Source organism: Shimia gijangensis (genome assembly GCF_900142085.1).
GTDB classification, from domain to species: Bacteria; Pseudomonadota; Alphaproteobacteria; order Rhodobacterales; family Rhodobacteraceae; genus Shimia; species Shimia gijangensis.
Window position 1 is genome coordinate 1 of the sequence record NZ_FQZQ01000031.1, and the last position, 17,654, is coordinate 17,654.

Annotated in this window: 13 protein-coding genes; 6 read left to right on the forward strand and 7 right to left on the reverse strand. The window is 56.0% G+C overall.

The window, feature by feature from the left end:
• Nucleotides 1–97: 97 nt before the first annotated feature.
• The 5 genes from BUC32_RS18330 to lpdA all read left to right on the forward strand — a co-directional run bounded on the left by BUC32_RS18330 (nt 98) and on the right by lpdA (nt 7,962).
• Nucleotides 98–583 (forward strand): ureidoglycolate lyase, encoded by a 486-nt coding sequence (locus BUC32_RS18330; RefSeq protein WP_073256489.1) that lies wholly within the window; start codon nt 98–100, stop codon nt 581–583.
• An 84-nt stretch (nt 584–667) separates the two neighbouring features.
• Nucleotides 668–2,092, forward strand: coding sequence for a uracil-xanthine permease family protein (locus BUC32_RS18335; protein WP_073256492.1), 1,425 nt, complete (start codon nt 668–670; stop codon nt 2,090–2,092).
• A gap of 192 nt (nt 2,093–2,284) precedes the next feature.
• Entirely contained in the window at nt 2,285–4,939 is a 2,655-nt protein-coding gene (aceE, locus tag BUC32_RS18340; protein ID WP_073256495.1) for a pyruvate dehydrogenase (acetyl-transferring), homodimeric type, read from the forward strand.
• Between the two features lie 21 nt (nt 4,940–4,960).
• Entirely contained in the window at nt 4,961–6,217 is a 1,257-nt protein-coding gene (locus tag BUC32_RS18345) for a 2-oxo acid dehydrogenase subunit E2 (RefSeq protein WP_073256498.1), read from the forward strand.
• A gap of 14 nt (nt 6,218–6,231) precedes the next feature.
• A complete protein-coding gene (lpdA, locus tag BUC32_RS18350; RefSeq protein ID WP_073256501.1) occupies nt 6,232–7,962 on the forward strand; it encodes a dihydrolipoyl dehydrogenase in 1,731 nt (576 codons plus the stop codon).
• A 172-nt stretch (nt 7,963–8,134) separates the two neighbouring features.
• Here lpdA and BUC32_RS18355 read toward each other — a convergent pair whose 3' ends face one another.
• The 5 genes from BUC32_RS18355 to mgtE form a co-directional block, all read right to left on the reverse strand.
• Nucleotides 8,135–9,913: an SLC13 family permease gene (locus BUC32_RS18355; RefSeq protein ID WP_073256504.1), complete on the reverse strand. Its 1,779-nt coding sequence runs from the start codon at nt 9,911–9,913 to the stop codon at nt 8,135–8,137.
• Nucleotides 9,910–10,836 (reverse strand): DMT family transporter, encoded by a 927-nt coding sequence (locus tag BUC32_RS18360; protein ID WP_245815216.1) that lies wholly within the window; start codon nt 10,834–10,836, stop codon nt 9,910–9,912. Before BUC32_RS18360 ends, BUC32_RS18355 begins: the two co-directional genes overlap by 4 nt.
• Before the next feature lie 11 nt (nt 10,837–10,847).
• Nucleotides 10,848–11,663 carry a TIGR00282 family metallophosphoesterase gene (locus BUC32_RS18365; RefSeq protein WP_073256510.1) on the reverse strand — a complete coding sequence of 272 codons (816 nt, stop codon included), beginning with the start codon at nt 11,661–11,663 and terminating at the stop codon, nt 10,848–10,850.
• A 101-nt stretch (nt 11,664–11,764) separates the two neighbouring features.
• Nucleotides 11,765–12,322 carry a 5-formyltetrahydrofolate cyclo-ligase gene (locus tag BUC32_RS18370; RefSeq protein ID WP_073256513.1) on the reverse strand — a complete coding sequence of 186 codons (558 nt, stop codon included), beginning with the start codon at nt 12,320–12,322 and terminating at the stop codon, nt 11,765–11,767.
• A 13-nt stretch (nt 12,323–12,335) separates the two neighbouring features.
• On the reverse strand, nt 12,336–13,727 hold the full coding sequence (gene mgtE, locus BUC32_RS18375; RefSeq protein ID WP_073256556.1) for a magnesium transporter: 1,392 nt from the start codon (nt 13,725–13,727) through the stop codon (nt 12,336–12,338).
• A 125-nt stretch (nt 13,728–13,852) separates the two neighbouring features.
• On the opposite strand from mgtE, the gene guaD reads away from it, so the two are divergent.
• The gene (guaD, locus tag BUC32_RS18380; protein ID WP_073256515.1) at nt 13,853–15,145 is read left to right on the forward strand and encodes a guanine deaminase; all 1,293 of its coding nucleotides are present in this window, start codon (nt 13,853–13,855) and stop codon (nt 15,143–15,145) included.
• Here the strand turns inward: guaD and BUC32_RS18385 are convergent.
• Together BUC32_RS18385 and BUC32_RS18390 are read right to left on the reverse strand one after the other, a co-directional pair.
• Nucleotides 15,142–15,528, reverse strand: coding sequence for a nuclear transport factor 2 family protein (locus BUC32_RS18385; RefSeq protein ID WP_073256559.1), 387 nt, complete (start codon nt 15,526–15,528; stop codon nt 15,142–15,144). The two genes, guaD and BUC32_RS18385, sit on opposite strands and share 4 nt — an antisense overlap.
• Nucleotides 15,529–15,651: 123 nt before the next feature.
• The gene (locus BUC32_RS18390) at nt 15,652–17,481 is read right to left on the reverse strand and encodes a BCCT family transporter (RefSeq protein WP_073256517.1); all 1,830 of its coding nucleotides are present in this window, start codon (nt 17,479–17,481) and stop codon (nt 15,652–15,654) included.
• Between the last annotated feature and the right edge of the window lie 173 nt (nt 17,482–17,654).

Below are 17,654 nucleotides of genomic sequence, written 5' to 3' on the forward strand. Positions count from 1 at the left end.
TCCAAACACGCATCACAAACAACACCCCCTCCGAGCGCGCCACAGCCTGCAAACAAGTCGAACGCATCGCCTTGCATAGATTAAAGGATCTGGTGGAATGATGAGAATTGTAACCGAGCCTTTGTCGGCCAATGCCTTTGCTCCGTTTGGTGATGTCATTGAACTCAAGGACAGCCCAGACAAGCTCATCAATCAGGGTCTTTGCGGACGTCATCACGATCTTGCCGAAATGGATTTCACCAATGGTCGCGCCGGGATCAGCCTGTTCAATGCAGACCCCCGCAGCCTGCCTTATGTGCTTGACCTAGTGGAACGCCATCCGGACGGCTCGCAGGCCTTTATCCCGATGACCCCTGCCCCGTTTCTGGTGATCGTAGCTGCAGATGAGGCTGGGAAGCCCGGCACACCGCAAGCTTTCCTGACGGCCCCCGGACAGGCCATCAATTTTCACAAGAATACCTGGCACGGCGTCCTGACACCACTCTCGGCACCGGGCCTGTTTGCTGTGGTCGACCGAATTGGGCCCGGCGCAAATCTCGAAGAATTCTGGTTCGACACACCCTACACGGTGGTATCGGCCTGAACCCACGGGCAGCGCGAACTGCCCCTCACCCAAAAGCCGCACACAAGAAGGCGGCGAGACCCCCATACACAGGAGGAAACCCGTATGGCTGATACTTCAATAGGGACACCGGAACAACTCAGGGACCCGAATTATACCCCCCCTCTTGCCAAAGCAATTCCGCTGGGCATTCAACATGTGCTGGCGATGTTTGTGTCAAACGTCACCCCGGCGATTATCATTTGTGGCGCGGCAGGGTTTGGCTTTGGCTCAAACTCGCCTGACTTTCCCCAGATGATTTACATGATCCAGATGTCTATGTTCTTTGCGGGCCTCGCGACACTGATCCAAACCATCGGATTTGGCCCGGTTGGAGCAAAGCTGCCCATCGTTCAGGGCACATCCTTTGCCTTTATCCCGATTATGATCCCGCTGGTTGTGGGCAAAGGCGTTGACGCCATGGCCGTGATCATGGGCGGCGTGTTTGTCGGCGGTCTATTTCATGCCTTTCTTGGCCTGTTTATCGGGCGCATCCGTTTCGCGCTCCCTCCGTTGGTGACCGGGTTGGTTGTGACCATGATCGGTCTGGCGCTGGTCAAGGTCGGCATTCAGTACGCTGCGGGTGGTGTGCCTGCGATTGGCAAACCGGAATATGGCTCCTTGCAAAACTGGTTTGTTGCCAGTGTCGTGATCTTTGTCACGCTGGGGCTCAAATTCTACGCGCGTGGCATGCTATCAGTGTCCGCCGTGCTACTGGGCCTGATCGTCGGCTACATTGTCGCTATGTTCATGGGCATGGTCAGCTTTGGCAACGTTGGCAACGCCTCAAGTTTTGCCCTGCCAAACCCGTTGCATTTCGGGATGGAGTTCAGCGTCGCCGCCATCATTGGCTTCTGTCTGATGGGCTTTGTGTCGGCGGTTGAGACCGTTGGCGATGTCTCAGGCATCACCAAAGGCGGAGCGGGTCGCGAGGCCACCGACAAGGAAATCGAGGGCGCCACATATGCTGACGGTCTCGGTACAGCTGTGTCCGGCCTTTTTGGCGCTTTGCCCAATACCTCGTTCAGCCAGAATGTTGGCCTTATTGCCATGACCGGTTTGATGAGCCGCCACGTGGTCACCATCGGGGCGCTGTTCCTGATTGCCGCAGGTCTGATCCCCAAGATAGGCGCCATCATCTCGACCATTCCGATCGAAGTGCTGGGCGGCGGTGTCATCGTAATGTTCGGCATGGTCGCGGCCGCAGGCGTTTCGATGCTGTCGGACGTGGAATGGAACCGTCGCAACATGGTGATCTTTGCCATCGCGCTCAGCATGGGTCTTGGCCTGCAACTGGAACCGGGTGCCTTGCAGCACCTGCCCGGTACGCTGAAAGTACTGGCCACCAGCGGTATCCTGCCCGCTGCCCTGATCGCCATTGTGCTGAACCTGATCCTGCCAGAAGAACTGGCCGCTGAAGCCACAGACGAGGCCTCGGGTGGACATGCTGGTCACGGCAAGGGGTCTCTGGGCAAGGACGATCACGTCTGACTGAGACACCGCACTCACGCGAACCAAAAGCGCCGCAGACGGGCTGCGGCGCTTTTTTTCTTTTCTGTCTACCCACGAATACGAGTTCCTCACCTGACGCATGACTGCTATGACCCCAAGGGGCTAGCCAAGTAGTTTAATACTAAACTATAAGCACTAAACGCTACGTCAATCAGGAGGAGGACGCTGCGCATGGCGACCCAATTCGAAGATATCGACCCAATAGAATCCCGTGAATGGCAGGATGCCGTTGAGGATGTGATCGCCCGTGATGGCGCCGATCGAGCCCACTATCTACTTGATAAAGCAGTACAACAGGCACGTGCGGCGGGAGCAACGCTACCGTTCTCAGCAACAACACCTTATCAGAACACCATCCCTACGGACGATCAGGAACCTTTTCCCGGTGATCTGGATATGGAATGGCGGATTCGCACGATCAACCGCTGGAACGCCATGGCGACAGTGGTGCGCCGGAACAAAGTATCTTCGGAATATGGCGGACACATCGCCTCGTTCGCCTCATCTGCCGTGATGTATGATATAGGGTTAAACCATTTCTGGCGCTCGAAGTCGGCGATCCACGGAGGCGACCTAGTATTCTTTCAGGGCCACGTCATTCCCGGTATCTACGCACGTTCGTTCATGGAGGGACGCCTGAGCGAAGAGCAGATGGAAAACTTCCGCTCGGAAGTGAATGGCAAAGGTCTGTCATCTTACCCTCACCCCTGGCTGATGCCCGATTACTGGCAGTTCCCGACCGTTTCAATGGGTCTCGGGCCACTCATGGCGATCTATCAGGCGCGGTTCATGAAATATATGCACAACCGGGGCCACATCGACATGGCCGACCGCAAGGTCTGGTGTTTCCTTGGCGACGGCGAGATGGACGAGCCGGAATCGCGCGGCGCCATCGACCTTGCCGTGCGCGAAGGCCTCGACAACCTAATCTTTGTCATCAACTGCAACCTGCAACGTCTGGATGGCCCTGTGCGCGGGAACCACAAGATTGTTCAGGAACTGGAAGGTGATTTCCGGGGCGCTGGCTGGAATGTCATCAAACTGCTGTGGGGCAAGGGCTGGGACGCGTTGTTGGAAAAAGACACCAGCGGTAAGCTGCGCCAGTTGATGGATGAAACCGTAGATGGGGATTACCAAACCTTCAAATCTAAGGATGGTGCCTATATCCGCGAACATTTCTTTGGCAAATACCCTGAAACGGCAAAACTGGTCGAAGATTGGTCTGATGAGCAAATCTGGTCGTTGCGCCGCGGCGGACATGATCCGCAAAAAGTCTACACCGCCTTTAAACGTGCGACTGATACCAAAGACCAGCCCACGTGTCTGTTGATCAAAACCGTCAAGGGTTATGGCATGGGCTCGGCTGGCGAAGGACAAAATACCACACACCAGCAAAAGAAGATGGCCGAGGATCAGCTCCGCGCGTTCCGCGATCGGTTCCAAATTCCGGTCAGCGACGAAGATCTGCCAAAAGCCCCGCTTGTAAAGCTGAACAATGCGCAGAAATCTTATTTGGCAGACCGGCGCAAAGCGCTGGGTGGAGAGTTTCCAAAGCGCGAGAGTGTCTCGCCCAAATTGGAAATCCCCGCGCTGTCCAAATTTGAAGCACAGTTGAAATCCACCGGAGATCGCGAGATTTCAACCACCATGGCCTTTGTGCGCATCCTGACAACATTGTTGCGCGACAAGAACGTAGGCAAGAACGTGGTGCCAATCGTGCCGGACGAAAGCCGGACCTTTGGTATGGAGGGCCTGTTCCGGTCCGTTGGGATTTATAACCCCAAGGGCCAGAATTATACGCCTGAAGATGCCGATCAGATGATGTTCTACAAAGAAAAAGAAGACGGTCAGGTTCTGCAGGAGGGCATCAACGAAGCCGGCGCCATGGCCGACTGGATCGCTGCCGCCACGTCTTATTCAAACCACGGCGTGCCGATGATCCCGTTCTTCATCTACTACTCGATGTTTGGCTTCCAACGCATTGGCGATCTGGCTTGGGCGGCGGGTGATAGCCGCGCGCGTGGCTTTATGCTGGGCGGCACGGCAGGACGGACCACGCTGAATGGTGAAGGGTTGCAACACGAGGATGGCCACAGCCATATTCTGGCCAGCACCATTCCGAACTGCATCACTTATGACCCGACCTTCCAGCACGAGGTGGCCGTGATCGTGCAGCACGGGTTGAAGCGCATGTATGAGGATCAGGAAGACGTGTTCTTCTACCTCACCCTGATGAACGAAAACTACGCGCACCCGGATATGCCCATGGGCGTCGAAGACGAGATCATCAAGGGGCTCTATCGTTTCAAGGGCGTGAAAAAACCGGGCAAGAAACACGTTACTTTGATGGGCTCTGGCACTATTCTTATCCAGGCGATGAAAGCGGCCGAGATGATGGAAACCGACTTTGGAGTCACTTCGGAAATTTGGTCCGCAACATCGCTTAATGAGCTGGCACGTGATTGTCAGGACGTGGCGCGCTGGAACCGGTTGAACCCGCTGGAAGAACCCAAAAGCTCTTTCGTGAACCAGCAATTGTCCAAGGCCAAGGGCCCGGTGATTGCCGCCACCGACTATATGAAGAACTACGCCGAGCAAATCCGCACCTGCGTGCCGGGGCGCTATACGGTTCTGGGCACTGATGGTTTTGGCCGATCAGATAGCCGCGAGAACCTGCGACGGTTCTTTGAAGTGGATGCCAACCACATCGCCGCCGCCGCCATGGTCGACCTTTTCCGCGAAGGCAGCATCACCAAAGTCGTGCTGGAAAAGGCGCTGGCAAAATATGACATCGACGGCACCAAGCCGAACCCGCGTCTTGTGTGATCGGGAAAAGGAGACTTAGACATGACTATTAACGTAAATGTTCCCGATATCGGTGATTTTTCAGAAGTTCCTGTGGTGACCGTTCTGGTCAGCGTTGGCGACGTGATCGCGGTTGAAGACCCGATTGTGGAACTGGAAAGCGACAAGGCCACAATGGAAGTACCTTCGTCTGCAGCCGGAACAGTCAAAGAGATCAAAGTGAGCGAAGGCGACATGGTGTCCGAAGGCGCCTTGATCCTTGTGCTGGAAGGAAGTGCAGCTGAGCCAGCCATCGAGGCTGCCCCAGCTGCGGCCACCCCTGCCCCGTCAGCGCCTGTCTCTGCCCCGGCTCCGGCGGCCCCGGCACCCGCGGTGACAGACGCAGGCTTTGGCAAAGCACACGCCTCGCCTTCTGTACGGGCCTTTGCGCGCCAGCTAGAGATTGATCTGTCAAAAGTAAACGGGTCGGGCCGCAAGGGTCGAATTTTACGCGAAGACATCACGGCACATCTCAAAGCCACGACTACGGCCCCTGCGGCTGGTGGTGCTGTCTCGGGCGGTATGGGCATTCCTCCAATACCGGCTGTGGACTTCTCCAAATTCGGACCCGTTGAAAACATCGACATGCCGCGCATCAAGAAGCTCAGCGGCCCGGCTTTACACCGGTCGTGGTTGAATATCCCGCATGTCACCCACAACGAAGAAGCGGATATCACCGATCTTGATGGGTATCGTCGGGAACTGGACGGTATTGCCAAGACCGAAGGTTACCGGGTCACACTGCTCAGCTTTGTGATCAAGGCGTCTGTTTCAGCACTGAAAACCCATTGGGAAGTGAACTCGTCGATCCATCCGGACGGCGACAAGCTGGTCAAGAAGGATTTCTACAACATTGGATTTGCGGCCGACACGCCAAATGGATTGGTTGTGCCAGTGATCAAAGATGCAGACCGTAAGGGCATCATTGAGATTTCCAAAGAACTGGGCGACCTCAGCGCTAAGGCCCGCGAAGGCAAGCTGAAGGGGGACGACATGTCGGGGGCAACCTTTACCATCTCGTCGCTCGGTGGCATTGGCGGCACATCCTTTACCCCCATCGTGAACGCGCCAGAAGTGGCCATTCTGGGTCTGACCCGGTCAAAAATGGCCCCTGTGTGGACCGGCGAAGAATTCCTCCCTCGCAATATGCAGCCTCTGTCGCTGAGTTATGACCACCGCGCGATTGACGGCGCTTTGGCCGCCCGCTTCTGCGCCACCCTGAAACACCTGCTCGGCGATGTCCGACGGTTGATGCTGTAAGGAGGGGTCTGACAATGGACGTTAAAGTACCTGATATTGGTGATTTTTCCGATGTGCCCGTGGTGACCGTTCTGGTCGCTGTGGGTGATACTGTTGCCGCCGAAGACCCGCTCATTGAAGTGGAAAGCGATAAGGCAACGATGGAAGTGCCCTCACCTGCCGCTGGCGTGGTGAAAGAGATCAAACTGGCCGAGGGAGACACGGTTTCCGAAGGCTCTCTGATCTTGATCCTTGAAACAGAGAACGCGTCTGAGGCGCCCATCGAGGCCGCAACAGACGCAGCCCCCGCCGCCCCGCAAGCGATTGCCGCTACGGGCAGCGCGACGGGTGCCGGGGACATCCACGCCGAAGTGGTCGTGCTGGGCTCAGGTCCAGGTGGCTACACGGCCGCGTTCCGCGCCGCTGATCTGGGCAAAAAGGTTGTGCTGATCGAAAAAGATGCCTCACTGGGCGGCGTTTGTCTGAATGTGGGCTGTATCCCATCCAAGGCGATGCTGCACGCTGCCAAGGTCATCACCGAGGCCGAAGAGATGCGTGGCCATGGCATTACTTTTGCCAAACCCAAGGTCGACATCGACCAACTGCGTGGCTGGAAGGACAGCGTCGTGACTCAATTGACTGGCGGTTTGGCCGGGCTCGCCAAGGCGCGTAAAGTTGAGGTCGTGACAGGCTATGGGTCTTTCACTGGCCCAAACATGATCGAAGTCGATAATGATGGCGTGACATCCACGGTCAGCTTTGACCAGTGCATCATCGCCGCTGGTTCTGAACCTGTCACCCTGCCCTTCATTCCACATGACGATCCGCGCGTGATAGATTCCACCGGCGCACTGGAACTGGCCGATGTCCCCAAACGCCTGTTGGTTTTGGGCGGCGGAATCATTGGTCTGGAAATGGCCACCGTGTACGACGCGCTTGGGTCCGCGGTAACCATCGTAGAATTCATGGATCAGCTTATTCCCGGTGCCGACAAGGACATCGTCAAACCGCTGCACAAGCGGATCGAAGGCCGCTACGAGGCGATTTTGACCAAGACCAAAGTCACCGCTGTTGAGGCCCAGAAAATGGGCCTGAAAGTTACAATGGAAGGCCCGGATGGCGAAATCACCGATACCTTTGACAAGGTTTTGGTCGCTGTTGGGCGTCGCCCAAACGGTGCAAAAGTGAACGCCGAAGCCGCAGGTGTCGCTGTGGACGAGAGCGGTTTCATCGCCGTCGACAACCAGCAACGCACAAGTCAGAGCCATGTCTTCGCAATTGGCGACGTGGTTGGCCAGCCGATGCTGGCCCACAAGGCCGTGCACGAGGGCAAGGTCGCGGCTGAAGTATGCGCCGGTCACAAGCGATACTTTGATGCCCGTGTGATCCCCTCTGTGGCCTACACCGATCCCGAAGTGGCCTGGGTTGGCGTGACCGAGACACAAGCCAAAGCCGAAGGCATCAAGCTTGGCAAAGGGTCCTTCCCTTGGGCTGCGTCAGGTCGGTCGCTGTCTCTGGGACGCTCTGAGGGCATCACCAAAGTGCTGTTTGACGAAAACGAGCGCGTGATTGGTGCCGGCATTGTCGGCCCCAATGCAGGTGATCTCATTGCCGAAGTGGCGCTGGCCATCGAGATGGGTTCAGACGCGGTGGACCTTAGCCACACCATCCATCCGCATCCAACGCTGTCAGAAACAATCAACTTCGCCGCTGAGATGTTCGAAGGCACCATCACCGATCTGATGCCGTCCAAGAAGCGTAAATAGCGTTACAATCCCCGAACCACACCAGAGCCGCTCTGACAAAAAACAGAGCGGCTCTGGTCTTTTCGCCTTCAGCTTCGCCTTGCTCCAAATACTCCGGGGGTCCGGGGGCAGCGCCCCCGGCTGGGCCCAACTGCCACGAAACCAAAAGGTTTCGAGCAGGCGGGAGTGTGCCTTAGAGCGGCCAGAAAAACGGGATCAGGAAAGAGGCCAGCAACCCAATGCTGAGGTTCAAAGGAATGCCCACCCGCATAAAATCGGTGAACTTGTAACCACCAGGACCATAGACCATCATATTTGTCTGATAGCTGATCGGCGTGGCAAAAGTCGCACTTGCCGCGACCATCACAGCCACCACAAGAGGGCGCGGATCAACACCCAAGGACACCGCCAAGCCAATTGCCACAGGCGTCAGAACCACTGCAACTGCGTGGTTGATCAGCTCGGACAATACGGATGTCAGCAGATAGATTGCCCAGACGATAAAGAACGGTGACAGCCCTTTGATCAACGGTGTCAACGCGTGCACGATCAGCTCAATCGCGCCAGATGTCTCGAGGGCCGTAGCCACCGCCAGCATGGCAAAAATCAACGCCAACAAGCGCCCGTCTACAAAACCAAAAGCTTCATCACTGTCGATACAACGGGTCAGGAACACCACGGCCATTGCCAGCACAGCCAGCAACAGAATTGGCGCGACACCTAAAGCCGCCAGAACAACAATTCCAGCCAACGCCGCAATGGCAACTGGCGCATGACTTCGGCGATAGGCGCGATCCGTGGGTTTGGACACATCCAATAGGTTCATCTCTTTGGCCAATCGCTGAATGTCTTCGGGCGCGCCCTCCAAAAGCAACGTATCCCCGGCCTGGACCACAAGATCGTCCAACTGACGACCAATGTTTTTGTCTCGACGATGCGCGGCCAATGGATAAACACCGAAACGGCGACGCAGCCGCATTTCCCCAAGCCGACGTCCGACCATCTTACAATTGGGTGTGATCAATGCCTCAACCGTGGTGGTCTCAACAGCAGACACCTGATCGACGCGTTTTAGGCTTTTGTTGCGCTGAAGACTCAACAACTCAGTCATCTTGGTACGCAAGACCACCCGGTCACCAACTTGCAGAACCACCCCCTGCAGGTTGCGCCGCAACGACGCATCGCCGCGGATCACATCCACCAACCGCACGCCATCGCGTTTGAACAACTGCACATCCAGCGCCTCTCGCCCAATCAGGTTGGACTCGGGCGGGACCACGGCCTCGGTAAAGAATTTCTTGGAGGACGTATCCGTCAGAAGGTCCGCCATACTGTCGCGATTGGGCAAAAGACGCGGCGCCACAAAACGCAGGTACAATGCCCCCCAAACCGCAAGGATTGCCGCCAGTGGCGTGACCTCAAAGATCGAAAATGGCTCCATTCCTCGAGATCGTGCAACACCATCAACCAGCAAGTTCGTCGAGGTCCCGATTAACGTTAGACAGCCACCAAGAATTGCCGCATAACTAAGCGGAATTAATAGCTTACTGGCTGAAATATTCAACTTTCGGCCAAGCTGAACAAAAACCGGGATCATCACAACCACGACCGGCGTGTTGTTCATGAAAGCCGAAGCCACCATCACAAACGCCATCAATGCACCAATGGCCACAGCAGGGCTGCGTTCGGCCTGTGCCTCGGCCAGTTGGGTAAACCAATCCAGCGCGCCGGTGCGCACCAGTGCCCCCATCACAATAAACATCGCGGCGATGGTCCAGGGTGCGGGGTTTGCCAGCACATGCAAAGCCTCGTCATAGGGCAACAACCCCAGTGCCAGCAGCGCCGATGCCCCGGTGATAGCAATCACCTCGGCCGGATAGGCCTCGCGCATGAACAACGCAAACATCGCGGCCACCACGCCAAGCGCCATAAAGGCCTGAGTGGTCTGAGAAAAATCGAAATACTGGATCATGCTTGCCCGTCCCTTTGACGCTTGGGATCATTGTTGCCCAATCCCTGCGACGGAGCAACCCGGTTGCCACGCCCCGGTCGCACCAGTGTCATGCCCAAAGCGATCAACCCCATCGCCCCCCAGACCCAAAACGAATACCGTTCTCCCAGCAAAAGCATCGACCACACCACGCCTGTCGCGGTCACCACATAAGCCACTTGCGTCGCGAACACCGCGCCGGCCCGTCCAATCAGCCAGACATGCCCGGAGTAGACCAGCGCGTGGATTGCAGAAGAGGCTATCAAGGCATACTCAGGTGCGCCCCACTCGATACGCGGGTCAATGAATTGCCCGGTCGCAAGCGCCAGCGGCAAGGATGTCAAAATCCCCATGACCGAGGCCCCAAACAACACATGCCCCGGCCCAAGGCCATAGGTGCCCCATTTGGAGACGATATTGCTTTCGGCGGCATAACAAAGCGGCGCAAAGAGCGCGAACAGCACCCAGCCCACCGAAATATTGCCAGGCAGACTATCAGGGCCAACCAACAAGATCACACCCACAAGACCCAAGGCCAGCCCTGTCAGGCGAAGCCAGCTGAACCGGTCAATTCTCATAAGCAGGGCCAAGGGGAAGGTGAAAATCGGCACCAACGAGATAATTACAGCCATGACCCCCGCAGGAAGATAGGTTGTGGCACGAAATGAAAAGCTGTGTGGTAACACCGTTCCGGTCAGCGCGATCAACAGGAAAAACCACAAATGTTCGCGGCGCATGGCGATCGGTTTGCGCTGCAACAATCGTACAGTTCCCAAGGTGATCACGCCGATGACAGATTGCCAAAAAATCAGCCCAAATGGTTGATGTCCGTTGCTCACGGCAATCTTAATCAATGGCTGCGTCAGCCCCCAGCTCGTGCCGAGTGCCAGCAGAATAAGAAACATCTGGCGTTGGTTCATGGACCAGACTGACTGAGCCGGCCACCCTGACGCACCATCTCGATGCGCGTTGCCTGGCCGGTGCGATCATCGGTTTCCACGTAGACGCCGGACAATGTCGCTTCACCCAGAGCAGGTGTGAACCGCGACTTTGGCATACCGCTCACGAAACGGCGCATCGGTTCGGTTTTTTCCATGCCGATGACCGAATTATAGTCCCCGCACATGCCCGCATCCGCCTGAAAAGCTGTTCCGCCGGGCAGGATTTGCGTGTCAGCGGTGGGCACATGGGTGTGCGTTCCCACAACAAGGCTGGCACGACCGTCGCAAAAGTGCCCCATACCCATTTTCTCGGAGGTCGCTTCGCAGTGGATATCAATGATCGACGCCTGCACCATACCGCCGCGCGGATGGCTGCGCAGCACTTGATCAACGGCAGAGAACGGGTCGTCATAGGGGCGCTTCATAAACACCTGCCCCAGCGCTTGCGCCACCAGAATCTTGCGACCACCACGTGCTTCAAACACCCGAAACCCTTTACCCGGGACATCACCGTGCGCATAGTTGATCGGACGAATGACACGCGGCTCGCTCTGGATGAACTGCATCATGTCTTTTTGGTCAAAAGCATGATCGCCCAGCGTGACACAATCGGCTCCGGCATCGAGGATCAGCTTGGCATGATCGCCACTCAGCCCCATGCCGTTTGACGCGTTTTCGCCGTTCACCACAACAAAATCGAGCCGCCATTCGTCACGCAAACGCGGCAGGTTATCCCTCACAGCAGCGCGACCCGCGCGCCCCATGACATCTCCGAGAAATAGAATTTTCATACCTCAACCGCCTAGCGCCTTCTGCGACTTCGGGCAAGAGGTTGGGTTTTGATCTTTGAGTATTTGCAGCGAGATGAAGATTTGGCACGATCAGGTACCAATTAAAAGCTGCGAATGCCCGTTTCAGTGATGATCATGTCCAATGGCTGGTCTGTAGGCTCAAGCGGTAAATCATCAGCTTCTTGTGCATCAAAGGCAAAGCCGATTGCCAAAGTGGCCCGACGCGCCCGCAGGCGTTCCAGCGTGCGGTCATAGAACCCACCACCATAGCCCAAGCGACCTCCTCTTGCGTCAAAGGCCACCAGGGGAACAATCAGAATTTCAGGGTCGAAATAATCTTCGACCTCGGGCACTTTGGCACCAAAAGGACCCTCCCGCAGCGGCGCATCTGGTTCCCAACGGGAAAACTCAAGCGGCAGCCCCGCCCCCTGGATAACAGGAACCCCCACCGGACCGTAGGCCGCGGCCTCGGCCATGGCTGGCAGTGGGTTGATTTCGGTGCGGATCGACATGTACCCCGAAAGCGGCACGCCCCGGTAGCCGGCCAACACTTCGGACAAATGCGCCGATTGTCCTGGGCCCACTGTTTCAAACGCGGATTTGCGACGTTCGAACCCGGCTTTGCGGGCGGCAGCTTTGATTTCACTCAGGTCCATCAGACCCCCTAAACAATCAGGTCAACATTATGCTCGCCAGACCCAGGAATGCGAAAAAGCCCACCACATCCGTCACAGTGGTCACAAACGTACCTGAAGCCAGCGCAGGGTCTACACCCATCTTTTCGAGTAACACCGGCACAACGGTTCCTGCGAACCCGGCAACGACCAGATTGGCCACCATTGCGGCAGCGATGACATAGCCCAGCTCCATTGATCCAAACCACAAGACTCCTACGGCCCCCATGACGATGGCAAAGGCCAATCCGTTCAGCAATCCCACAAACACTTCACGACGGATGACGCGCCAGACATTTGCCCCGGTAAGGTCTTTGGTTGCAATCGCGCGCACCGCAACCGTAAGTGTCTGCGTGCCTGCATTGCCGCCCATAGAGGCGACAATCGGCATCAATACGGCCAAGGCCACATATTTTTCAATCGTGCCTTCGAACAGGGCAATCACGACAGATGCCAGAATGGCGGTGAACAGGTTCACACCCAGCCATGGAAAACGCTGACGCGCGGTTTCGGACACGGTGTCGGAGAGCGAGCCTTCGCTCACACCGGCCAGACGCAGGATATCCTCTTCGTGCTCTTCATCCAGCACCGACATGGCATCATCGATGGTGATCACACCCACCAGCCGCTCACTTTCATCGACCACCGGGGCCGAAATCAGGTGATACTGGTTGAACGCATAGGCCACATCTTCTTCGTCCTGATTGACCGGAATGACCTGAAACATTTCTTCGACAATGTCGCTCAGCCGGGTGTCGCGGTGCGAACTCATGATCCGGCCCAATGTCACGTTGCCCAAGGGGCGCATCTTTGGATCAACAAGGATCACGTGATAGAACTGCTCGGGCAGCTCCTCGGCATTGCGCAAGTGATCAATGCACTGCCCGACGTTCCAATGCTCAGGAGCCCAGGCCGTCTCGCGCTGCATAAGGCGGCCGGCGGAATCTTCGGGATAGGCCAGAGCCTGTTCAACAGCGACCCGGTCGGCATCTTCAAGGTGTTCCAGGATGGCTTCCTGATGGGGCTCATCCAGATCTTCGACAATGTCCACAACATCGTCGGATTCCAACTCGCGCACCGCTTCGGCCAGAACGTCCGGACGCAGGAAACCAATCACCTCTTCACGCAGGCTTTCGTCCAGCTCTGACAGGATTTCGCCGTCAAACTCGCGATCGTAAAGTTGGATCAGGTCAGCCCGATCGCTTTGTGTAATCTGCTCCAGAAGGTCAGCGATGTCGGCCGCGTGTAACGGATCCATCAGCACGCTTAACGCCTGCTGGTCACCGGCCTCTACAGCATCAAGAATGTTGGAAACCGTTGAGCGATCAAGAATATAGACGTCATCGTCAATCTCGGCTTCGGGGGGAATTTGGTCCGAATGTTGGTTCATGTCGTGCCCTCCTTGCCGTTTTGGTCGGACCATAGGGGAAAGCCGGGGTTAAACTCAATGGCAGGCTGCAATTTACAGGACAAAAAACCTGCCTTACGCTGCACCACTGGAAACCGGAGACGCAAATGACTGATGAGACCCTTCTATTGGGCCAGACGCTGGGCTTTGATCAAAACCCTTTTCAGACCCCCATAGACGAAGCTGCAAGCTATCGGCGCCGTGGCGGAGTGCTGATCCGCGAGGGTCTGATTGTGACGGTTGGAGAGGCCGACACTTTGAAAGCCGCGCATCCAGGGGTCAAGGTTGTGGACTATGGCGAAGGGTTGATTACGGCGGGGTTTGTGGACGCCCATGTGCACTACCCTCAGACAGGCATCATTGCCAGTTGGGGCAAGCGCCTGATCGATTGGCTGAACAGCTATACGTTCCCCGAAGAAATGCGGTTTCATGATGCAGATTATGCTGCTGAAATATCAAAGCTCTATTTCGATCTGACACGGTCGCATGGTGTCACAACCATGGCCAGCTATTGCACCATTCACCCCGAGTCCGTGGATGCGTTTTTCACAGAGGCGCGGGCGCGTGGCCAACGCGTGGTTGCTGGCAAAACCTGTATGGACCGCAATGCACCGGACGGGCTGCGTGACACCGCACAAAGCGCTTATGATGACAGCAAGGCGCTGATTGGCAAATGGCATGGCGTTGATCGCCTGTCTTACGCGATCACACCACGGTTCTCGCCCACGTCGACCCCGGATCAACTCCGGGCATTGGGGGATTTATGGGCAGAACACCCCGATTGCCTGATGCAAACACATCTCAGCGAGCAAACAGATGAGATTGATTGGGTGATGGGGATGTTCCCCGAGGCGCGGGATTATCTTGATACCTATGAAGCCTATGGATTGTTGGGAGAAAAGGGTCTTTATGGTCACGCGATCCATTTGGAAGATCGCGAACGCGCGCGTCTGAAAGAAGTTGGTGCCGGGGTGATCCACTGCCCAACCTCCAACACGTTCATCGGATCCGGACTGTTTGATATGGGCGGGTTGATGGCCGAAGGGCAACGCGTTGGTCTGGCCACGGACACTGGCGGCGGGTCCAGCTTTTCTATGCTGCGCACCATGGCTGCGGCTTATGAGGTTGCCCAGTTGCGTCACAACCCGTTGCATGCTGCACAGCTGATGTGGTTGGGCACGGCGGGATCGGCGGCGTCCCTTCACATGGAAGACAAGATCGGCAATCTGCAACCGGGACTGGAGGCAGATATCGTGGTGCTGGATCTGGCATCCACACCTGACATTGCACAACGCTCAGCACGGGCAAACGATATCTGGGAGGCTTTGTTTCCCACGATCATGATGGGTGATGATCGGGCTATCTCGGATGTTTGGATAAACGGAAAAAGGGCTGCTTAGAACAAGCCGTTGTCATTGGCACTTGCACCGCTGATAACCTGCAGAACATCCCAGTGTTCGACAACTTTCCCGTTGTCGTCAAAGCGAAAGATATCGATGCCAGCAAAGTCATCGCTGCCCGGCCATTCCTGATGGCAATGCAGCACGACCATGTCGCCTTCGGCAATGGCGCGTTTGAAATGCGTGACTTTGCCGGGATACTCGGCAGCCATGCGTTCGAAGTAGTCGATAAAGGCCTCTTTGCCATCGGCCACATGCGGGTTGTGTTGGATGTAGTCGTCACCGACATAGCGCTCAATGGCCTCGCGCGGCTGACATTGATTGAACATCAGGTCGTAAAACGCGATGGCGTTGGCTTTGTTCTGTTCAAGTTTGGTGGTCATCATACTCTCCCATCCGGCGTACTGGTTCAATTGACCAGACCATTGGCGGGCAAAGTCGGCGATCTGTCAATTCGACAGAAGGCTGCGCCGGGCAAGATCACGCCCTGCCCGGCGCATATTGGCTTATTCGGCAGCAGCGATCTTATTGCGTTTACCGTCACGATAAAGCGCCTTGGCCAAGGCGACACACATCAGCCCCATCACCATGGTGAATGGCAAGGCACCGATGATCATTGCATTTTTCAACGCATCCATCGGATTATTCTCGCCAGCTGCAAGGATCAGCGTACCGATCACCGCCGTCAGGATCAGACCCCAGACGATACGGTGTTTGATACCGGTTTCCTGTTCACCACCGGACATGATGGTGTTCATCACCAGAATGCCCGAGTCTGCCGATGTGACCAGGAAGGTCATAATCAGCACCACGCACATCACCGTCAGACCGGACAGCAATCCGCCATCAATCATCTGACCTAAGGTGGCAAACAACTGGTTGGTCTGAGATGCCCCCGTGATGGCACCTGCAGCGCCTCCGGTCAGTTCCAGATCAATCGCTGTACCACCCAGAATGGTCATCCAAGCAAAGCAAACCAACGCCGGTGCAAACACACAGCCAACGATAAATTCACGTACTGTACGACCTTTGGAAATGCGCGCCAGGAACAGCCCAACAAACGGTGAGAACGCAATCCACCAAGCCCAGTAGAACGTGGTCCAGCCAGCCTGCCAGCCAAACTGACGTTGCGCATTGCCCGCTTCATAGACAGCGGCCAATGTAGCATCGTCCAACTCGGCTGCAGCGCCTGCAAGACCGGATTTGAAGGTCTCAAAACCATCAGATCCACCCCATGCGCCCCAAGCGTTGGTTGCTCCACCGATCAGATCATCCGCCAGCGGCTTGGCAGCCTCAGGCAAAGCAGCAGCAAAGGCTGCCGGATCTTGTGGGCCATAAGCGCCAAAGCTGATGGAGAAGAAGTTGATGATATAATCGACGAAGGCCGAACCATATGTGCTCATGGCAAAGGCGAACGATCCAAAGATCACGAAAGTCGTCAACAGGATCAGCGACAGAACCAGGTTCAGGTTCGAAAGATACTTCACCCCGCGGCCAACACCCGACACGGCCGAAATGATCGACAGCCCCATGATCACAACAAGACCAGCCACAAGACCAACCTTGCTAGGGACCGGGACATCGCCCGCCGAATTCATGATCCACTCAACGCCGGTGATCGCGTAGACACCGTCAATGAACTGGCTAACACCAAAACCGATGGTCACCGAAACACCCAAAATCGTGGCAACCACACCCAGAACGTCGACGACATGGCCCAAAAACCCATTCATCAATCCGCCAAACAATGGTGTCAGCGCCGACCGAATGGTCAAAGGCATGTCACGTGTGTAGGCATAATAGGCAAGGCTAAGGCCGGTCACCACATAGATCGACCAAGCGTGAAACCCATAGTGGGCAAAGGTATAGCGATACGCTGATTGCACCGCCTCTTCGGTGTTGCCAGCAACGGCGCCAGCGACGACCACTGGGTTTGACCCCCAAAGGCTCAGCGGCTCAGCAGTCGCAAAAACCATCAGGCCAACACCCAGACCGGCACCAAACATCATAGAAAACCATGAAAAATTGGAAAACTCGGGCTTTTCACCTGGTCTTCCCATCAACTGTGATCCTGTTTTCGGCAGCACCGCAACAACCAAAAGGAAAAATGCAAAAAAACCAACGATGTAAATGTAAAACTGATTGAAGACATTCAGCAGCTGACTGTTCAAACTGCCGAGTGTTCCGTTTGCGTTTGCAGGCCAGATCAGGGCCCAAAGAACCAAAGCAACCATGATCCCCTTGCTAAGCAAGGCAATTTCAACGCTGTGCCCCTCGTAAAACCCACCCGCAGCTTTTTTGATCTGCAGATCGGTGAATGGTGGTGTAACAGACATGTGTATCCTCCCTAATCACACGCATCCGTAAATGTTGGGCGAGGATTGAATAAAAAGCGAGACAAATACGATTGTTTTTCGCATTTTCACGACACATTAGCGCTAACATACGCCAACGAAGGGTTCGCGACGCAGAGAATCCCCAAGCAGGCCCCATCATTCAATTCTGCAAT

What these genes read in the sequence shown, in the direction of transcription:
- BUC32_RS18330 (WP_073256489.1), top strand. Translation starts at nt 98, where the DNA reads ATGATGAGAATTGTAACCGAGCCTTTGTCGGCCAATGCCTTTGCTCCG.
- BUC32_RS18335 (WP_073256492.1), top strand. Translation starts at nt 668, where the DNA reads ATGGCTGATACTTCAATAGGGACACCGGAACAACTCAGGGACCCGAAT.
- aceE (WP_073256495.1), top strand. Translation starts at nt 2,285, where the DNA reads ATGGCGACCCAATTCGAAGATATCGACCCAATAGAATCCCGTGAATGG.
- BUC32_RS18345 (WP_073256498.1), top strand. Translation starts at nt 4,961, where the DNA reads ATGACTATTAACGTAAATGTTCCCGATATCGGTGATTTTTCAGAAGTT.
- lpdA (WP_073256501.1), top strand. Translation starts at nt 6,232, where the DNA reads ATGGACGTTAAAGTACCTGATATTGGTGATTTTTCCGATGTGCCCGTG.
- BUC32_RS18355 (WP_073256504.1), bottom strand. Translation starts at nt 9,913, where the DNA reads ATGATCCAGTATTTCGATTTTTCTCAGACCACTCAGGCCTTTATGGCG.
- BUC32_RS18360 (WP_245815216.1), bottom strand. Translation starts at nt 10,836, where the DNA reads ATGTTTCTTATTCTGCTGGCACTCGGCACGAGCTGGGGGCTGACGCAG.
- BUC32_RS18365 (WP_073256510.1), bottom strand. Translation starts at nt 11,663, where the DNA reads ATGAAAATTCTATTTCTCGGAGATGTCATGGGGCGCGCGGGTCGCGCT.
- mgtE (WP_073256556.1), bottom strand. Translation starts at nt 13,727, where the DNA reads ATGAACCAACATTCGGACCAAATTCCCCCCGAAGCCGAGATTGACGAT.
- guaD (WP_073256515.1), top strand. Translation starts at nt 13,853, where the DNA reads ATGACTGATGAGACCCTTCTATTGGGCCAGACGCTGGGCTTTGATCAA.
- BUC32_RS18385 (WP_073256559.1), bottom strand. Translation starts at nt 15,528, where the DNA reads ATGACCACCAAACTTGAACAGAACAAAGCCAACGCCATCGCGTTTTAC.
- BUC32_RS18390 (WP_073256517.1), bottom strand. Translation starts at nt 17,481, where the DNA reads ATGTCTGTTACACCACCATTCACCGATCTGCAGATCAAAAAAGCTGCG.